At 49.0% G+C, this 19,693-nt stretch carries 8 protein-coding genes; 2 read left to right on the top strand and 6 right to left on the bottom strand.

Translation table 11 applies throughout. The features are described 5' to 3' along the window. Positions 1 to 218 precede the first annotated feature (218 nt). Positions 219 to 2,813 (top strand): bifunctional aconitate hydratase 2/2-methylisocitrate dehydratase, encoded by a 2,595-nt coding sequence (gene acnB / locus ACQUQM_RS05470; RefSeq protein ID WP_432473477.1) that lies wholly within the window; start codon positions 219 to 221, stop codon positions 2,811 to 2,813. A 357-nt stretch (positions 2,814 to 3,170) separates the two neighbouring features. Here the strand turns inward: acnB and ACQUQM_RS05465 are convergent, their stop codons facing one another. Next, the gene (locus tag ACQUQM_RS05465) at positions 3,171 to 5,966 is read right to left on the bottom strand and encodes a bifunctional aconitate hydratase 2/2-methylisocitrate dehydratase (protein WP_432473476.1); all 2,796 of its coding nucleotides are present in this window, start codon (positions 5,964 to 5,966) and stop codon (positions 3,171 to 3,173) included. 854 nt (positions 5,967 to 6,820) lie between these two features. On the opposite strand from ACQUQM_RS05465, the gene acnA reads away from it, so the two are divergent. Further along, positions 6,821 to 9,550 carry an aconitate hydratase AcnA gene (gene acnA, locus ACQUQM_RS05460; RefSeq protein WP_432473475.1) on the top strand — a complete coding sequence of 910 codons (2,730 nt, stop codon included), beginning with the start codon at positions 6,821 to 6,823 and terminating at the stop codon, positions 9,548 to 9,550. Positions 9,551 to 9,822: 272 nt separating this feature from the next. Here the strand turns inward: acnA and ACQUQM_RS05455 are convergent, their stop codons facing one another. The 5 genes from ACQUQM_RS05455 to ACQUQM_RS05435 all read right to left on the bottom strand — a co-directional run bounded on the left by ACQUQM_RS05455 (position 9,823) and on the right by ACQUQM_RS05435 (position 19,513). Next, on the bottom strand, positions 9,823 to 10,674 hold the full coding sequence (locus ACQUQM_RS05455) for a PA4780 family RIO1-like protein kinase (protein WP_432473474.1): 852 nt from the start codon (positions 10,672 to 10,674) through the stop codon (positions 9,823 to 9,825). 216 nt (positions 10,675 to 10,890) lie between these two features. Continuing rightward, on the bottom strand, positions 10,891 to 11,199 hold the full coding sequence (locus tag ACQUQM_RS05450) for a DUF1330 domain-containing protein (RefSeq protein WP_432473473.1): 309 nt from the start codon (positions 11,197 to 11,199) through the stop codon (positions 10,891 to 10,893). A gap of 40 nt (positions 11,200 to 11,239) precedes the next feature. Then, complete coding sequence (locus ACQUQM_RS05445; RefSeq protein ID WP_432473472.1) at positions 11,240 to 11,809, bottom strand: cysteine hydrolase family protein; 570 nt, start codon at positions 11,807 to 11,809, stop codon at positions 11,240 to 11,242. An 83-nt stretch (positions 11,810 to 11,892) separates the two neighbouring features. Continuing rightward, a complete protein-coding gene (pbpC, locus tag ACQUQM_RS05440) occupies positions 11,893 to 14,226 on the bottom strand; it encodes a penicillin-binding protein 1C (RefSeq protein WP_432473471.1) in 2,334 nt (777 codons plus the stop codon). Beyond that, on the bottom strand, positions 14,216 to 19,513 hold the full coding sequence (locus tag ACQUQM_RS05435; protein ID WP_432473470.1) for an alpha-2-macroglobulin family protein: 5,298 nt from the start codon (positions 19,511 to 19,513) through the stop codon (positions 14,216 to 14,218). Before ACQUQM_RS05435 ends, pbpC begins: the two co-directional genes overlap by 11 nt. Between the last annotated feature and the right edge of the window lie 180 nt (positions 19,514 to 19,693).

Here is a 19,693-nt window from a genome sequence, read left to right as displayed (position 1 = left end):
ACATAAGATCATTTAATCAGAAAACAGAGATCGGCTCTTACTTCTCTCTAGTAAGAAAGCATAAGCGTAGAAATTGTCGACAAATCTTAACTTTACGGGCGGTTTGCGATAGAATTCATGCGCCAATTCAAGATCGATAAATTACGATCGATCAGCTGTCAGGCCTATATTTACAACAACACTATGCCTGACAGAGATAAACCGATGAGGGCTATATCGTGCTTGAAGCTTACCGTAAACATGTAGAAGAACGCGCCCAAGAAGGCGTGCCGGCTAAACCACTGGACGCTGATCAAACAGCGGCTCTGGTTGAGATACTGAAAAACCCACCAGTTGGTGAAGAAGCATTTATCCTGGACCTGCTGGAAAATCGTGTACCAGCCGGTGTTGACCAGGCGGCATACGTAAAAGCAGGCTTCCTGGCTGCTATCGCTAAAGGCGAAGCATCTTCCCCACTGATCAGCAACGTTAAAGCAGTTGAGCTGCTGGGTACTATGCTGGGCGGTTACAACATCGAGCCGCTGATCGCTGCGCTGGATGACGAAGCTCTGGCTGCAACGGCTGTTAAAGCTCTGTCCCACACCCTACTGATGTTTGACGCATTCCACGACGTTAAAGACAAGGCTGAGGCGGGTAACGCTTCTGCTAAGCAGATCATGGAATCCTGGGCTGCCGGCGAATGGTTCACTTCCAAGCCTGAACTGGCTGAGAAAATAACAGTTTCTGTATTCAAGGTTACCGGTGAAACTAACACCGATGATCTGTCCCCTGCTCCTGACGCTTTCACCCGTCCTGATATCCCACTGCACGCCAATGCGATGCTGAAGATGGAGCGTGATGGTATTGAGCCAACCAACAACGGCGTTGTTGGCCCACTGAAGCAGATCGAAGAGATCAAAGCTAAAGGCCACCCTGTTGCTTACGTAGGTGACGTAGTAGGTACCGGTTCTTCCCGTAAGTCTGCGACAAACTCTGTACTCTGGTTCTTCGGTGACGATATCCCGAACGTACCTAACAAGCGTGCAGGTGGTTACTGCTTCGGTAGCAAGATCGCACCTATCTTCTTCAACACTATGGAAGATGCCGGCGCACTGCCGATCGAAATGGACGTTGAAAAGATGAACATGGGCGACGTTATTGACGTTTACCCATACGAAGGTGTTACCAAGAACGCTGATACTGGCGAAGTGCTGTGCGAATTCGGTCTGAAGACTCCGGTTATTCTGGACGAAGTACGTGCCGGCGGCCGTATCCCTCTGATCATCGGTCGCGGTCTGACTGAACGTGCCCGTGAAGCATTGGGTATGGGGCCAACTGATCTGTTCCGTAAGCCTGAGCAGCCTGCCGACACTGGCAAAGGTTACTCTTTGGCTCAGAAGATGGTTGGTAAGGCTTGTGGCGTAGAAGGTATTCGTCCTGGTACTTACTGTGAGCCTAAGATGACTACAGTAGGCTCTCAGGACACTACTGGTCCGATGACCCGTGACGAGCTGAAAGACCTGGCTTGCCTGGGCTTCTCTGCTGACCTGACAATGCAGTCCTTCTGTCACACTGCAGCTTATCCTAAGCCGGTTGACGTTCAGACTCACCACACTCTGCCAGACTTCATCATGAACCGCGGCGGTGTATCACTGCGCCCTGGTGACGGTGTAATCCACTCCTGGCTGAACCGTATGCTGCTGCCTGATACTGTTGGTACCGGTGGTGACTCCCACACCCGTTTCCCAATCGGCATCTCTTTCCCAGCGGGTTCTGGCCTGGTTGCTTTCGCAGCCGCTACAGGTGTAATGCCTCTGGATATGCCTGAGTCTGTTCTGGTTCGCTTCAAGGGCGACAAGCTGCAACCGGGCATCACTCTGCGTGACCTGGTTAACGCTATCCCTTACTACGCGATCAAGCAGGGTCTGCTGACTGTTGCTAAAGCCGGTAAGAAGAACATCTTCTCTGGTCGTATCCTCGAAATCGAAGGTCTGCCAGACCTGAAAGTTGAACAGGCATTCGAACTGTCTGACTCCGCTGCCGAGCGTTCCGCTGCGGCTTGTTCTATCAAGCTGAACGATGCGCCGATCAAAGAATACCTGACCTCTAACATCACCATGCTGAAGTGGATGATGGATCAGGGTTACGGCGATCCTCGTACTATCGAGCGTCGTGTAGCAGGTATGGAAGAGTGGCTGGCTAACCCAGAACTGATGGAAGGCGATGCTGACGCGGATTACTCTGCAGTTATCGAAATCGATCTGGCTGACGTTAAAGAGCCTATCCTGGCCTGCCCTAACGATCCGGATGATGTGAAGCTGCTGTCTGAGCTGTCTGGCGAGAAGATCGACGAAGTATTCATCGGTTCTTGTATGACTAACATCGGCCACTTCCGTGCTGCTGGTAAGCTGCTGGATGCGGCTGGCACTGCGCTGCCAACCCGTATGTGGATCGCTCCACCGACTAAGATGGATGCCGCTCAACTGACTGAAGAAGGTTACTACAACATCTTCGGTAAGGCTGGCGCACGTATGGAAATGCCAGGTTGTTCCCTGTGTATGGGTAACCAGGCACGCGTAGGTGATAACACGACTGTCGTGTCTACCTCTACCCGTAACTTCCCTAACCGTCTGGGTACCGGCGCTAACGTTTACCTGTCTTCTGCTGAGCTGGCCGCTGTTGCCGCTCTGACCGGTAAGCTGCCGACTGTAGCTGAGTACATGGAATACGCTCTTAAGATCGACAGCATGGCTGAAGATGTTTACCGCTACCTGAACTTCGATCAGATCCAGAGCTACCAGGACGCTGCATCTAACGTTATCGCATCTGCATAACGTTTAAGCAGCCTTAAAAAACCCGCCTGATGGCGCAATGCTGTTCACTTAAGCATTTGAGCTATAGAAGGTGAGCTTTAAAAGGGCTTGATAGAAAAACCGATGTTGATACCAACATCGGTTTTTTTTGGTTCATCGTCAGTTAGCGGGGTAAGCAGAGGCTACAAAGCTCTCCACCATTGGCGGCAGCCAATGCGAGGTAAGCGCAGCCAGCAATGTTCCATTGCGCCTGCTGCGCAACACCGACATCTGTTCAGGCTGCACAGAGGTGGTTAGAAAGCCAGGTCCGAGCCTGAACAGATAATAAAAAAAAAGCCCTGAATGATCAGGGCTTTTTGTTAGTCACGTTATCAGTGATCAGATGCGTGCAGCCGGGATAGCCGCATGTGCTACGCTCAGGTCTTCACCAGGCGGAACGAAAGTAGTCAGGTTAATACCCTCAACCGCTTCTTTGTACTCTTCCAGAGTCGGGAAGCGACCCAGGATACAAGACAGTACAACCATTGGGGTTGAGCCCAGCAGAGACTCACCTTTCTTCTCTGTAGTATCTTCTACAACACGGCCCTGGAACAGACGGGTAGAAGTAGCCAGTACGGTGTCACCCGCTTCTGCTTTTTCCTGATTACCCATACACAGGTTACATCCAGGACGCTCCAGGTACAGAATGTTTTCATACTTGGTACGTGCTTCTTCTTTTGGATTCTCGTCAGAGAACTCAAAGCCAGCGAATTTCTCCAGCAGCTCCCAGTCGCCTTCCGCTTTCAGCTCGTCAACGATGTTGTAAGTAGGTGGCGCAACGACTAATGGCGCTTTAAAGGTGATAGGACCTTTCTTCTCCAGGTTACGCAGCATCGCAGCGATGATCTGCATATCACCTTTATGAACCATACAAGAACCAACGAAGCCCAGATCTACCTGACGGCCATCGTAGTAAGAAGCCGGACGGATCACATCGTGGGTGTAACGCTTAGAGATCTCTTCGTTATTTACGTCTGGGTCAGCAATCATTGGCTCGTCGATTACGTCCAGGTCAACTACAAGCTCAGCGTAGTACTTAGCGTTGTCGTCTGGAGCAAGAGCAGGCGCTTCGCCGGATTTCACTTCAGCGATACGCTTGTCAGCCAGGTCGATCAGACCTTGCAGCATACCCGCTTCGTTTTCCATACCTTTGTTGATCATGATCTGGATACGGGACTTAGCCAGTTCCAGAGACTGGATCAGCGTCTCGTCAGTAGAAATACAGATAGAAGCTTTCGCTTTCATTTCTGCAGTCCAGTCAGTGAAGGTGAAGGCCTGGTCAGCCAGCAGAGTACCGATTTGTACTTCGATTACACGACCCTGGAATACGTTTTCGCCAGCGAACTTCTTCAGCATTTGTGCTTGAGTCGCGTGTACGATGTCACGGAAGTCCATGTGAGGCTGCATAGAACCTTTAAAGGTTACCTTCACAGACTCTGGGATTGGCATTGCTGCTTCACCAGTCGCCAGTGCGATCGCAACGGTACCGGAGTCAGCACCGAACGCCACACCTTTAGACATACGGGTGTGAGAGTCACCACCGATGATGATCGCACGATCGTCAACGGTAATGTCGTTCAGTACCTTGTGAATTACGTCAGTCATGGAGTGATAAACGTGTTTCGGGTCACGTGCTGTGATTGCACCGAATGCGTTCATGAACGCCATCAGCTTAGGCGTGTTTGCCTTAGCTTTGTTATCCCATACAGATGCTGTGTGACAACCAGACTGGAAGGCACCATCAACGCTGGTTGAAATAGTAGAAGCAGCCATGGCTTCCAGTTCCTGACAGGTCATAGGACCAGTAGTATCCTGAGAACCTACGATATTCACTTTAACGCGAACGTCAGAACCAGTGTGCAAAGGAGTAGAAGAAGATACACCAACAGCGTTGCGGTTGAAGATCTTCTCAACAGCAGTCAGGCCCTGGCCTTCGTGAGAAATTTCTTTAGATTGTGCATAAACAGCTGGAGCTTCAACGTCCAGAGTTTCAGCAGCGAACGTTTGCAGCTTCTTACCGAAGGTTACCGCGTAAGAGCCGCCAGCCTTCATGAATTCCACTTTTTGTGGCGTAAAAGCATCAGCTATATCAACCAGCTCTTGGTCGCCGTTGTACAGTTTCTTAGCTTTAGTATCGATGGTCAGAACGGTACCAGTAGCAACTGAGTATGCTTCTTCCAGTACTGGGTCGCCGTTTGCGTCACGAACAACTTCGCCGTTAGCGTCGGTTTTCTTAACCCAGTTTTTCAGGTCCAGACCGATACCGCCAGTTACACCAACAGTCGTCAGGAAGATAGGAGCGATACCGTTAGTACCTGCAACGACCGGATTGTTGTTGATGAATGGGATGTATGGAGAAGTTTTTTCACCAGCCCACAGTGCAACGTTGTTAACACCGGACATACGGGAAGAGCCTACACCCATGGTGCCTTTTTCAGCGATCAGCATCACTTTAGCATCAGGGTTTTGCTTGCCCATCTCAGCGATTTCCTGCTGAGCTTCTGGCGAGATCATACACAGGCCGTGCAGTTCACGGTCAGCACGGGAGTGAGATTGATTACCTGGAGACAGTAAGTCAGTAGAGATATCACCCTCACCAGCAATGTAGGTAATAACTTTGATCTTCTCTGGGATCTCATCCAGCTTGGTGAAGAACTCAGCTTTTGAGTAGCTTTCCAGGATGTCTTTGGCGATGGCGTTACCCGCTTTGAAAGCGTCAGCCAGACGAGCGGTGTCTGCGTCGTACAGGAATACCTGAGACTTCAGAACTTCACCCGCGGCAGCAGCCTGAGCATCGTCAGACAGTGCGATATCCAGCAGTGCTTCAACAGAAGGACCGCCTTTCATGTGAGATAGTTGCTCAAGAGCAAACTCAGCAGAAATCTCTGCAACAATTTCTTTACCCAGGGCGATCTCTTTCAGGAAATCCGCTTTAACGCCAGCCGCTGGAGTAGTACCAGGTAGAATGTTGTAGATGAAGAAGTTTAGAGAAGCTTCGCGCTCTGCATTACCCGCGTCTTTAATCTGGGCAATGATTTCAGATAGCAATTCAGCGCTATCGATTGGTTTTGGGTTTAGACCCAGGTCCTTTTTACGAACCTCAATTTCTTCTAAGTACTCAGAATAGTAGCTCATGGCGTCCAACGTCTCGTCTCAATTAAATCGAATTATGATTCGGTGACAGATTATAAAGAAAAAGTTACAAACAGCTCAATGAAAACTATTTAAATGAAGCTTATAGTCGATATAAATAAGATAAATAGTAGTAAAATCAACGTATTTCAGATGGTATACATTGGTTTAATGTATTTCTTTATAAATATGGTAGGGTCTTATTTGTTGTTAATAATAATCATTTAGATTGATGCTTAATTCTTTTAGGTGCCCAGGTAAGTCAATCGTTTTTTATTCCACGGTTGGTTAACTGACTCTAGTGCCTTTAGTGATTTAATCGACCTGTTAGACACCCTGAATCGTACCTGGGTCCTGGTCGACTTCAGAGGATATGGAACCTCAGGGCACTACCGAGTTGAGTATAGTTGTACCGAAAGTGCGCCAGTTAGGGAGCCTCTTCTCTCATTGGCTTGAATTTAGCAGCCCATTCACCTACACATGTGGCTTCGCTTTGCTTATTCAATCCTTGATCCTTTATTCATTCATTGAAGTAGCGCCACAGTCATTCTGCGTTGCATAAACTAGCCCAATACTACTTAAAAATTGTTCAAAAAAGTCTATATGCACTAGCAAATAGTCGTAGATTGTATGTAATTCAGACGAAAGCATTCCGATATCACTTGATTTAAGGCGTCTATCAGATAATATTGTCGACAATCCTGATAAAGTAATAATTCATGTTGCAGGTAATAGCGGTTCGTTTGACGGCTGAATATATGACTAACAAGGAGATCGAGCAGCTCCAACAATGACCGGAGGCTCGTACGAAAAAGGTTATAGGTTCAGAAACGTCCCATCTGCGTGAGGTATAAAATATGACAAGTCCTATCGATTTCGATCCATCCCGTTCCATTAAAACAATTCCCGGAACAGCACACAGCTACCATAGCCTTCCAGATACCGCTGAACTATTTGGTATAAAGCTTGATGAACTACCTTTTTCTCTTCGCCCTATCCTGGAAGGTATCGCCCGAAATGTTGGCCAAAACGGCGTAACCGCTGAGCAGGTTCAGGCTCTTGGAAGCTGGACAGAACATCAAGGCACAAAGCCGATCGAAATTCCTTTCACGGCAGGTCGTGTCATTATGCACGACCTGAGTGGCACACCCGCTATTGTGGATTTTGCTGCTATGCGCTCAGCGGTTCAGCGCATGGGTCTGGATCCCGCGATAATTGAGCCTTTGGTGCGCGCCGACCTGGTTATCGATCACACAGTTACCATGGATAATACGGGTAGCCCGGCTTCTCTAAGAATCAATAGCGAACTGGAAGCTGAAAGAAATATAGAACGATATGCATTTTTGAAATGGGGTGCACAGGCATTTGACACCATCAGGATTATTCCCCCGCAAACCGGTATTGTTCATCAGGTTAACCTGGAATATTTGGCCCAAGGCTATCTCAACATCAATGACCTGATGGTGCCGGATACCCTCATTGGTATGGATAGCCATACGCCAATGGCTAACGCTTTAGGTATTGTGGGCTGGGGCGTTGGCGGCATTGAAGCCGGAGCCTCCATGCTTGGCCAACCCATGCAAATGCTGGCACCAGAAGTAGTGGGTGTTGAGCTCACGGGAGCACTAAGAGAAGGTGTCACCGCGACAGACTTAGTACTGACGATCACGGAAATGCTGCGAAAATATCCGGGTGGTGTTGTTGGTAAGTTTGTTGAATACATCGGTGAGGGAAGCGCCAGCCTCTCCCTGCCTGATCGGGCGACCGTTGCCAATATGTCGCCCGAATATGGCGCCACCATGGGCTTTTTCCCATTTGATGAAATTTCTGCCGATTATATGAGAGCAACCGGTAGGGATGGAGATCTGCCACTCGCTTTTTATAAAGCACAAAATATGGTTTGGACGCCAGGACAGCCTCTTCCGCACTATACAGATCTTCTTCAGCTTGATTTATCCACTGTTGAGCCTTCTGTGGCTGGTCCGAAAAAGCCTCAGGACAGATTACCTCTGGCTGAGATCGGCAACGTTTTCAGAAAGGCTGCGGCTGAAGGAGAACGCAAACCCGAAGTCGTTAACGTGACCCCTATGAAAGCAGACGAAGCGGGTATTTTCGCGCCGTTACCTGAAAGGGAGTTAAAGGACGGCGATATCGTGATTGCCGCGATCACGGCCTGTACCAATACATCTAACCCCGGCTTACTGATTGCCGCTGGCTTACTTGCCAAGAAAGCAAATGAGCTTGGGATGAAAGTACCTGATGGCGTTAAAACATCGTTAGCACCGGGGTCACCGGTGGCCACCGACTTTCTAACCAAGGCAGGCCTGCAACAACATTTAGATGCACTGGGTTTTAATACCGCGGGTTATGGCTGTACAACCTGCGTGGGTAATTCTGGCCCTCTGGCACCAAGTATCGAAGAAGCGTTGCAAAACCGCGATATTATCGCAGCGTCGGTTTTATCCGGTAATCGAAATTTTGAAGGCCGTGTGCATCCGGATGTTGATGCCAACTTCCTCATGTCACCCCCTTTGGTCGTTGCTATGGCGATGGCGGGTAACGTGAATATTGATGTGACCACTCAACCTATTGGTCAGGACGCTAAAGGCAACAATGTTTTCCTTAAAGATATCTGGCCCAGCAATTCTGAAATTATGCAGACCATGCGTGAATGTATGGATCCGAAAGCCTTCAGAGAAACCTATGAAAATTCTCTCGACGGCCCGGATACATGGCAGAACCTGGAATCTCCTGCCGGCCCGGTTTATGACTGGGATGCAGATTCGACCTACATCCAGGAAATCTCTTTCTTCGACGGTTTCTCACTGGAAACACCACAAGACGCGTTAAACAATATCTCAGGGGCACGCATGCTGGTGATGTGTGATGACAACACAACCACAGACCATATTTCACCGGTAAGCCGTATACGCCCGGATTCTCCACCAGGAGAGTACCTAACCTCACAAGGTGTTGCAGAATCTGACCTGACATCACTTGGGGCACGCCGAGGCAATCACCACGTGATGCTGCGCAGCATTTTCGGCAACGTTAAAGCCAGAAACCTGATGCTACCTGGCACCACTGGTGCCGTAACCACTTATCATCCGTCTGAGCACTCCTCAGAAGCTGAACCTGCTCAAATGTCTATTTACGACGCCGCTGCGCGTTACCGTGAAGAAGGCACGTCCACCGTTGTATTTGGCGGTAAGCTGTATGGCACAGGATCGTCACGGGATTGGGCTGCAAAAGGGCCAGCCTTGCTGGGTGTCAGAGCTATTATTGCGGAGAGCTTTGAGCGTATTCACAAATCCAACTTGGTAGGCATGGGCGTTCTGCCGCTGCAATTACCAGAAGGGGTGACGCGAGCTTCTCTCAATTTGGATGGTTCAGAAACATTTGATTTGAATGGTATTGATACCCTTGAGCCCAGGGGTTCTTTGGAGCTGACCATTCACAGGGCGGATGGCTCATCAGAGCAGTTTGAGCTGCTATCACGTGTTGATACTTCATCAGAGCTTGATCAGATACGTCACAAGGGCATCTTGCCGATGGTATTGCGGGATATTATCGCCTCGAACACATAACGGAACAGGTAATAGTGATGGCCGGTGCTCAGCCGGTCTCAGGAACAGGGCGACGATTATCAGAGCTGTGATCAGGCATCGCAGCCCTGTTTTTAGAAAGGCGTCCGAGGTGGACCACACCCCGGACGTAAAAATATCAAAGACCAGCTATCCAGTGGATCACAATGTTACTCTGTTTAAATACTGCTCTGCTTAAGCGAACCGCATTGCGCCATCAGGCGGTTTTTTTTGGCTTGCAAAATATCAGGAACAACTTCCTTAGATAGAATGCTTCAGGCCTCTTCAGCTTCCATACGCTCTAAACGTTCACGTTCTTCCTGCATTACTGCCTTAATCTCATCCATAACCGAATCAACATCTGCACTATCAGCATCACCGGCATATAAACCTGTTAACTCGGTATCGGGTTTTAACTCACCCTCTTCATATAACGCCCACATCTCTTCACCATAACGTGATGCAAGAATCTGTGGAGCGTACTCTCCGTAGTAACGGGTCATATTATTTACATCACGCAGCAGCATTGCCCGGGCACTGTTGTTAGCCGAAGCGTCGACCGCCTGCGGCAGGTCGATAATCACCGGGCCGTAATCATCCACCAGCACATTGAATTCAGACAGATCGCCATGAACAATGCCTGCACATAACATCAGCATCACGTAGTACATCATCACCGCATGGTCTTCGAGGGCCTGCTCCTCAGTCAGAACAACCTCTCCCAGACGCGGGGCAACATCACCTTCGTCATCGGTGACCAGTTCCATCAACAGCACACCATCAATACAACCGAAAGTCTCCGGCACCCGCACGCCGGCCTGATGCAGCCTTGATAACGCATCGACTTCAGCGTTTTGCCAGATCTCTTCCTGCTGCTTACGGCCATAGGCCGAGTTCTTTTCCATCGCCCGGGCACGACGACCATTACGAACTTTACGCCCTTCCTGATATTGCGCAGCATTCTTAAAACTGCGTTTGACCGCATCCTTATAGACCTTGGCGCAGCGAATTATGTCGCCGCAACGCACGATAAAGATATCGGCTTCTTTACCGCTCATGAGACGACTAAGCACTTCGTCGATCAGGCCATCCTCAACCAGCGGCCGAAGGCGTTTTGGTACTTTCATAACAACCTTTAGAAATATGAAAATAAAATACTGTCGTTCAACTGCCAGCAGTGACAGATATAAACTTCAGCGATTCTAGCATTGTTGAGACTTTTTTAGGCAGTAATAGCAGCTATACCAGCACAAACCTACCTGTTTTGAGTTATAAACGGAGCCTGTTTCAATGCTAGCTGGCCCGAAAACAGCCTAAAAATCAAACTCACCAAAAAGGGCTCTTCAAATGACCGCTTTCTCATAACTGGAAATTATCGTCACACTGCCTACCGACTTATCAAAGAATTGCTGCTTCACTTTCAGGTAATCCGCATCTGAGAAAAAGCCATCCATTGCATCGCTATTCTCAAAATAGATAGTAAAGACCCGGTTTATTTCAGCATCGGCTTCAGATTGCAGCATTTCTGCAACTTTAAAATCGTAACCAAACCCACCGCCATAAATTGCCAGAATCGGTTTCATCTCTGTTCTGTATTCCTGATAGAGACGATCATCCAACACATTCAAGCCAACCAACATCTCATAAGCCATCTGTAGCCCCTTACCTTCAAATGAAATACAAACGCGCTCACTAATCGCCCTTTATCGCACTATTCAGCAACTGGCCCGCTGTGCACACAGTACAATATTCTTCATGCAAATTGCTTAAAAACATCCAGTGCACATCATCCGCCACCACCTGTTTACCGTTTAGCAGATCTAACTCAAAGGCCGCCGTCGCATCCTGAGGGACAAACACCTTATAACCCAGACCAGCAGCCACCCTCACCGTCGCATCGATTGAGTTATTGGTCAGCACTCCGCACACGATAATCTCTGTTACTCCACGAGCAACTAACTCCTGTTGCAGCGTGGTACCGATAAAGGCACTGTTTTCAGCTTTAGTCACAACCAGTTCACCTGCAGCCGGGCTCACCAGATCCTTAAAACCGAAGAATTCTGAACTGGCATGATAAGGCGAACTTTCAAACTTTGAAGAGTGTCGAACATGGATAACTGGTAATCCCCTGTGCCGCCAACGGGACAGCAGAGATGCGATAACAGATTCAGCATTTGGATTATTGCGTTGCTTCTGCGAGTAACAATCGATAGCTTTCTGAACATCAACAATGATCAGCGCCTGATTTGCAGTTTCAAACATCAGTTTTTCCTTGAACAGTAACGTTTAACATCGCCGTACAGGCCAATTACAGCCCACAATGAATACAATCACTAAGCGCCTTGCTATCTGACAACCGTAAACCTCAATTGACGGATGTTGCCCTGCTCATCTATAACCCGTAACAGATGCCTGCCAGGCCGCACCGGCACACTTAGCTCATGAAAGGTTCGTGTGGCGCCCAGATACTTTTGATCAAGATGCCAGAACAGCTGGGCATTCGGTGTTTTTGCATTAGCCCGTAGAATGACTTCGCCTTGCTCACCACCAAGATATCTTGGCAGACTAATCAGCTGCCCTGGCCTAGGATAGGTGATCTCAATAGCATTCAGGATTGTCGACACATTATGCTCACAATCTTCACCGAACGCCGGTATCGGAGTATAGGATGCATGGCGCAACCGATAAAAATGAGCTTGTGAAGGTGGCAGTTCAAAAAAGGTCTTACTCAACAAGCGTCCCTGTTTATTACAGTTGCCATTGCTGCGCAGTCCGGTTTTGCTGTCTATCGGTACCCGATAGTGATGTGGGCTTATTTTTTCAAATTGCGTACTGACAGGCATCGATGTCTGCTTACGCGGGCATCCATATTTTGGCAGGTAGCCATTCTCGGCACAGACTTCAATCGTTTTTAATGCCGTAACGGGCTTATCAAGCCAATTCAGATCTTCAATAATATTCATAGTATCGAACAGAACAGGCGCAGCAGCCCGCGTACCTGTCAGTAGATGCCGCCCCTCACCATTCGCATTACCGGCCCAGACACCAACAGTGATCTCTTTGGTAGTGCCAATAGCCCAGCCATCCCGCAAGCCATAACTGGTACCGGTTTTCCAGGCAATTTTCTTAGTGCCGCTAAATTCTTCATGCATGTTATGTAGTCCCGGACGGGTCACCGCGGACAAGGCATCCAGGGTTAGCCAGGCTGCTCCCGGGGTGATTGGATAGGCTGCAGGATCATGTACCTGGCCATCGCCGGAAAGAACCAGCGCCTGCTGGTGGAGTTGCTGAGCAGCCTGCGACTGCCTGCTCAGATTGGCGTAGGCTGTAGTCAGATCAATCAGACTCACTTCGGCGCCACCCAGAATCAGAGATAACCCATAGTCGTCTGCTGTGCGAAACAGATGACTAAACCCCAACTGTTTTAACTGCCCATAAAAAGCCTGGTAACTGAACTCATTCAGCATCCGAACTGCCGGTATATTCAGCGAAGCGACTAATGCATCTTTAGCCGAGACCGCGCCCCGATAGGATTTATCGTAATTAGTAGGCTGGTAACTTCCATAAGCGGTAGGCACATCAGGAATCAGTGTTTCAGGGACAATATCACCGTTATCCAGCATCGAGGCATACAGAAATGGCTTTAAGGTACTCCCGGAAGAGCGCGCTTTACTGGCAATATCAACATGGGGTGAGTATTCCGTTTTAGCTTGCGGCGTAACATTTCCAAAATAAGCTGTAACCCGCATCGTCCTGTTATCGGCAACAACAAGCGCCAGATTATTCACCCCGATAGCCGCCAGCCGACGACTATGCTGCTGTAACAGAAACCCTATCTTCTGCTGTAACTGACTATCTATATGGCTATAAAATACCGCTTGTTGCGGGTGTTTTTTAACTAACTCTTCTAGTAGGTGCCGCGCACGTTTTGGCCACTCAACGGGGCGCCCCGGAACAGGCTCCAATATCGACAACTGATAATCCTGAACGTTGATATAACCTTTACGTTGAAGCTTTTGTAACAGCTGGTTTCGCTTCGCTGTCAGCTGGCCACGGCCCCGCGTCAAATGTATCGCTGACGGGTTATTTGGCAACACTGCCAGCAACGCCGATTCAGCCCAGGTCAGCTCAGATAATCGGCGCCCAAAGTAACGCCATGCAGCCGCTTCAATACCTACAGTGTTGCCACCCATCGGCGCATTAGCAGCATAAAGAGTTAAAATTTCCTGCTTCGAATATTGCGCCTCCAGCCTGAGCGCAAGATGAAACTCCAGTAACTTCTGGCCATAGCTTCTGGGCTTATTACCATAAATCATCCGGGCCAGTTGCATCGTGATCGTACTGCCACCACTGACCACTTGCCGCTTGGAAAGGTTGAGGTATAAAGCCCGGGCAAGGGCCAGAGGGTCGATACCAAAATGTGATAGGAAGCGCTTATCCTCAAACTGAATAAGCGCTGTTTTATAATTATCAGGCAGAACCGAGACCGGAGCGAAACGCCACTGCTCATCTGCTGCAATTTTCACACTCAATAACTGGCCATTCCGATCCAGTAACAACTTTGAGTAAGGCTTACCGATCAGCGGCGCGGATAACGGCCACAACAGTGATAAGCCAACTACAGCAACGGTAGCAACGATTAAACTTAAGCACGCAACAATTCGATGTTTACTTAACAACCTCAACCCAGGAGCCCTTTAATTGCGCTTTCAGATTGTCATCATACATAGCCGCAGCTGATGTGGCTGGGTGATAGTAGTGTCCGCTAAAGGAGGCATTAAACTGAATAGTCAGCACTTTAGACTCCCCGGCATCGAGTGCCATATAAGCACTGACGCTATCATCCCTGATATCAATATAATCAAATAAGCAGACTTTAAGGCCACAGGCCTGCCGCTCATTATCAATTTGCCAGCCACTCGGGGCCAGGAAATTTAGCGCAACATTACTCACCTTTGAAGGAGTATCGTTAGTCACTGTAATTTCAGCCGTGACATTATTCCCCTGGCTAAGCTTAGTGATATCGACAATTTCACCGTTACTGTCCAGATAGTGTGCTTCAAGCCGCAGCCCCTTAGCATATACGTCTTCACTGCCCGGCTTAGCGATACCCGCCTGAGTTACCGTTACCCACATCGGCGCTTCACTTTTATTGGTCAGCAAAAGCTGTTTCTTGCGGTCAGGATCAGCAGTAATCGGCGCTTCACTGAGCTGGTTGCTAATCGCCAGAGTTAACGTCTCACCTGCCACCTCAAGAATCGCTTCACCACTGACCGCGGTGACTTCACGCTGGTGCTCATATTGCGCTAAAGCAACCAGGGCAAAGGCTGTAGACTGTGTGCTGTGCCATTTTTTTGAAGCCAGATCAGCGCTTATTTTTTCAGCCAGCTGTGCCGCATCATGGGGCTCCATTAACTGCGAGTAAAGCAATAAAAACAACGACCGGTCGCGTAGTTCAGAGCCGTAGCTGATCGAGTTGGTATCATAGCGGGCATCTGCCGTAAGTCCCCGCTCAATCAGTGATTTCGCCACATCAGGCTGTCCGGCATGAAGGTAGGCCAGCGACAACATCGCCAGGCTGGCACTATCGCTTATATTGAGTGCTTTGAGACGGTACATAGCCGACCAGTTAGGATTGCCCGAAAGACTCAGGGTATACAACCGATACGCCTGCGCTTTAACCATTCCTGCATCAGTCGCATTCAATGAGTAATTAGAGGCCACATGCTGATAAGACAGCCACTGGCTCAACAGATGCTCAGGCACGTCATAACCCGCATCTTTCGCCAACACCAGAAAATGCCCGGCATAGCTGGACCCCCACGGATTGGAAGTACTCTGCCCTGGCCAGTAGGCAAAACCACCCTCAAATGTCTGAAAGGTTTGTAACCGGACGATGGCCGACGCAATATTGTTTTGCACCGCCTCTCTTTGCGTATCATCCAGTTTACTCAGCTGCGATAGATACAGCTGCGGAAACACCGAAGAGGTGGTCTGCTCAATACAACCATGGGGATACCTGATCAGATAATCCAGCCGTGCCTTGAGATTAATCGGCTTAAAAAAGCTTAAGGCGACAGAAGCCTGATTGCTGCCGTCGATACCAAACGGCACCAGCGAAAGATCCAGTGGAACATCGGGTGTAAGAGTGTAAGACTCCGTTCGGTATGACTGCGCGTTTGGTGCTTTGATATCAAGATGCAAGGTTTGCTTACTGACATCAGAGTCTGATGCTACCGTAAAGTTAAACGCAGTCTTGCCAGTAACGTGCCGGGTTTGAACTGCAAAATTGACGATAGATGATGAACTCGGAGGGATTATCACGCTTTTTGAACTGACCGCAATATCAACCGCTGTGACATCTGCATCTAATGACACCTGTACCTTTTGCTGCTGCTGAGTATTATTGAACAGTTCAACCGCCACATCCGCCTTCTCCTGCGTCCTTAGAATACGCGGCAGCGTCGGGAATACCGATATTTTATCCCGTACGATGACCCCCTGTTCCGCCTTGCCATAGGCATAGCCATCCTCGGCTACCACCATAACCCGGACTGCGCCCAGGTACATCGGTAACCTGATGGTATGAGTCCGACTCTCGTTAGCTGACAATTCAAAGCTACCGATAAACTGTACAACCGGTGGGAAACGGCGGTTTTTCTTGTCCTTGTCATCACCGCTTTCGCTGTCGCTACCACCCACAGGTAACAGTCCATGCAGGATGCCGCTATAGGCACCAACCACATCTTTATAGATATCCCAGGTTTTCACCTGCAACGCCTGACGCTGATAGAAGTAATCAAACGGATCAGGCGTTTTGTAATTGGTAAGTCCCAGCAACCCCTCATCAACAATCGCCAGGGTATAGGCCATAGGACGCCCCCGGCTCTCCTCCACTTCGATTTCGAAACTCGCTTGCGGCTTGACCTCTGTCACGGTTGAGATCACCGGCTGCAGATGAGAATCAGGATCTTCCACCAGCACAGGAACAATTCCCATCAGGCGCATCGGTCGATCATTGTCCCGATCCTGATGCGGCTGTAAGTAAGTGACGCTGACATACACATTCGGTGTCATCGCCGGGGTAATCGCAACATCGAAGCTTTGCTTATTAGTCACATCAACCCAGAACCGATCCAATACCGCATTCGCAGACTCAACAGATACAAGGGCATGGCCACTCTTCAGCTGAGGTAAACTTACAGTCGCAACGTCGCCTACCACATATTTTTTCTTGTCACTGTACAGCGTTAAACGGTCAACATTGTCGCCTTGTGATTCCTGTTGGCGCCCCGCCCATCCAGGCCAGTCGATATAAACTATCTTGCCGGTACAGTGAGTGCTTTCACCGGCGACGCAGGCTCGAACAAGATAGCGACCCCAGTCCGGATAATTGATCCGCAGTGGCCATTCCGCTTGTCCGTTTTCATCGGTGCTCGCCTGGCCCGATGAAACCAGTTCGCTATGGCGTCCATCGGCGTAGCGAGCCAGCGATTCAGCGCTTTTCTCGTACCACCATTTCCAGCTCAGTTTATACACTGAGATCTCAAGATCTGTATTACTGACCGGATGACCAGCATCATCGAGTACGACAAAACGACTTTTATGCTCTTCATCGGTTAACAGCATACCGCGTTCCGCATCGCCTTCAGGCAACAGCATACCGACATAACGATCATAGAAATCAAAAGGTCTGGAAAAACTGTTTATACTGAACTGGCCACCCTCTTCATACACTTTATTAGCAAACACAGCCCGTAACATACCGGGCGGCGGGGTATTGCTTTCAATCCGCAGAGCAAACTCAGCTTCCCCCTGGCTATCGAGCGCTCCTTCAAACAGGCTTATTTTTCTGGAGCGGTATTCCCGAGCAGGATCATCAAACAGATAATCCGGGAATTTACCGGCAAACTGAGTCCTGATCGGCACCAGAGAAACAGCAACTTCGGCCTTAAGATCTGCGGCAGGGGCGCCATGTAACCAGCGCGACATCAGCGTAACCTTCCGCTCGACAGACTCTTTGATGCGCACATCATCTGGAATATCGGTCTCTACTTTCAATCGATTCGGCACCACCGTCTCAATTTTCAGCGGACGGGAGAAATCCAGCCCTCCAACCCGGAATATAGCCTCCCAGTTCCCGGTAGGTGCGCCTTCAGGGGTCGATAAGGTAAAGGTATACAGGTTACCAACAGGCTCATTGCTGGATGTCGAAAGCACCAGCTGCCCCGAAGGATTAAACAGATCAACTACAACAGGGTGGCTGGCAGGTAGTTCATCTAACTTGTCATGCAGTACAAATGTCAGATAGATGGTATCGCCTGGTCGCCAGACATCACGCTCACCATAGCTAAAACCATTAATATTGCTTTGCAGGTGCTTACCACCGATATCGAACTGACTGGTGGTTAACGCGCTGACGTCAGACAGTTTGATATAGCCCTTTTGCGGCCCGTTCTGCGCTTGCAGATAAAACGGTTTACCACTGACTTCAAGCACGGCGAAACCCTGCTTATCAGACTGGCCGACACCTATGCGCTGCCCCTGAAAGTTGAAAACATCAAGCTGCACCCCTTGAATTGCCTGTGCGGTCTTAAGACTGGTTGTCGTTACATGAATGATGTCACTCTGAGGCGCCTGTTTAGCAATAATTCCGATGTTGGAGCGCAACAGGTTTTTAGCCGATTTAGTATCCGAAGATCGCGCAAAGTAGCTATCCTTGCAGGCATTATTGTTGTGACGACTATTTGAGCTTTGTTCATAGGAATCCCATGAACTTGATCCGCCTGCGTAGCTAAACTCTTCCGCATTTACCGGCAGTGATCTCTCTGGCAGAGGAACTGCGTTTTCCTCATCGCTACAAGGGTATAAAGAATCACCTCGGTCCAACGACAGGTACAGGCGAATCAGACTGCCGGTCTGCTTATTCAATAACTCCGATACATCTAAACGGTAATCTTTCCAGGTGCGATTACTGGTTTCATCCAGACTAATTGACTTCTGCCAGATGAAACGCCCTACCCGCTCAAGTGACTTGGTATCCTGGAGTTTATTTTCTTGCAGGAACTGTCCAATATTAGTCTCAAACACTTCAAAAGCAGTGATCGTGACTGACTTTGCACTCACTGCCTGGAACGGCAACTCAATTTTGCTGGCATCCGGCAGAATCACGCCTTTACCGGTAAAGCGGACCCCGGGTTTTTGCGGCTCAATACTGAACGACTTTTGCTGCCGGGCAGATAATCCGATTCCGCAACCATCCTGCAACTCTTTATGGATAGTCAGGTCTATCTGCTCAGTACTGGAATGGTTCAGGCCAAGGTAGACCTTATTTTTAACAGTTTTATAGCTGGTAAATGAATAGCTGCTGGATATCAGATGTTTCAAAGCCTGGTCGGTTTTCAGATTTCGATTAAATACCAGTTCAATGGCACCACTATCACCGGGAAAAATCTCACTGGAAAGCAGTTGTAACGGTGATCGGTCGTTACCTTCTACAGCCGGCACGATAAAGTTTTGCTTGCCAGAGAAATCTTCATTCAGGTCTCCTCCATCCCAGTTCACTGAAATCTCTCTGGCACAGCTCTGATCTCGCGAAATATTACCGATCACTACATCATAGTGTCCCGCACCTTTATCACTAAGCTCGATTCTGGCGCTAGCATCAGAGACCGCAAACATTGTTGCCAGGTCTGCCCCGCCAACCTCCAGACTGCTAGACAGACTGGCATAAATGTCGACCGTTGTTGATGTTGAATCCCTGACAACAGGGCTGCCATCAGCGTAATCAGACCATGTTAATTGTAATTCGGCGCTTTGCTGAACGGCATCAGAAGGCTGAGCGTCGTCAGTCGGCGAAGAAGCCGCATGGGAAGGTGTATCCTTTTTGTTCACCGTAACCGTATCGGTGTCATTACCGCAGCCGGATAGCAGCAAAACAAGTAGAACAATAGTGAGGCGCAACATACATAAGTCCCTTTGTAATATGCATCTTTTTAAAAAAGAAGCTTATGATAACGGTTATTGGCACGCGCGCAACCGGAACACCCTGGCCCCAAGAATTTAACGTATAGCTATGTTTTTCCTTCCATCCTACAGATCGATCACATTGGCCAACAGCCCAATAATCTGGCAATCAGCTCTAAT

The organism is Amphritea sp. HPY (assembly GCF_050870985.1).
In the GTDB taxonomy this organism is placed as follows: domain Bacteria; phylum Pseudomonadota; class Gammaproteobacteria; order Pseudomonadales; family Balneatricaceae; genus Amphritea.
This window is presented reverse-complemented; position numbering and strand designations above follow the sequence as displayed.

Excerpts from the sequence above, each read along its gene's own strand:
- ACQUQM_RS05465 (WP_432473476.1), bottom strand. The coding sequence starts at position 5,966 with ATGAGCTACTATTCTGAGTACTTAGAAGAAATTGAGGTTCGTAAAAAG.
- acnA (WP_432473475.1), top strand. The coding sequence starts at position 6,821 with ATGACAAGTCCTATCGATTTCGATCCATCCCGTTCCATTAAAACAATT.
- ACQUQM_RS05435 (WP_432473470.1), bottom strand. The coding sequence starts at position 19,513 with ATGTTGCGCCTCACTATTGTTCTACTTGTTTTGCTGCTATCCGGCTGC.
- ACQUQM_RS05450 (WP_432473473.1), bottom strand. The coding sequence starts at position 11,199 with ATGGCTTATGAGATGTTGGTTGGCTTGAATGTGTTGGATGATCGTCTC.
- ACQUQM_RS05445 (WP_432473472.1), bottom strand. The coding sequence starts at position 11,809 with ATGTTTGAAACTGCAAATCAGGCGCTGATCATTGTTGATGTTCAGAAA.
- ACQUQM_RS05455 (WP_432473474.1), bottom strand. The coding sequence starts at position 10,674 with ATGAAAGTACCAAAACGCCTTCGGCCGCTGGTTGAGGATGGCCTGATC.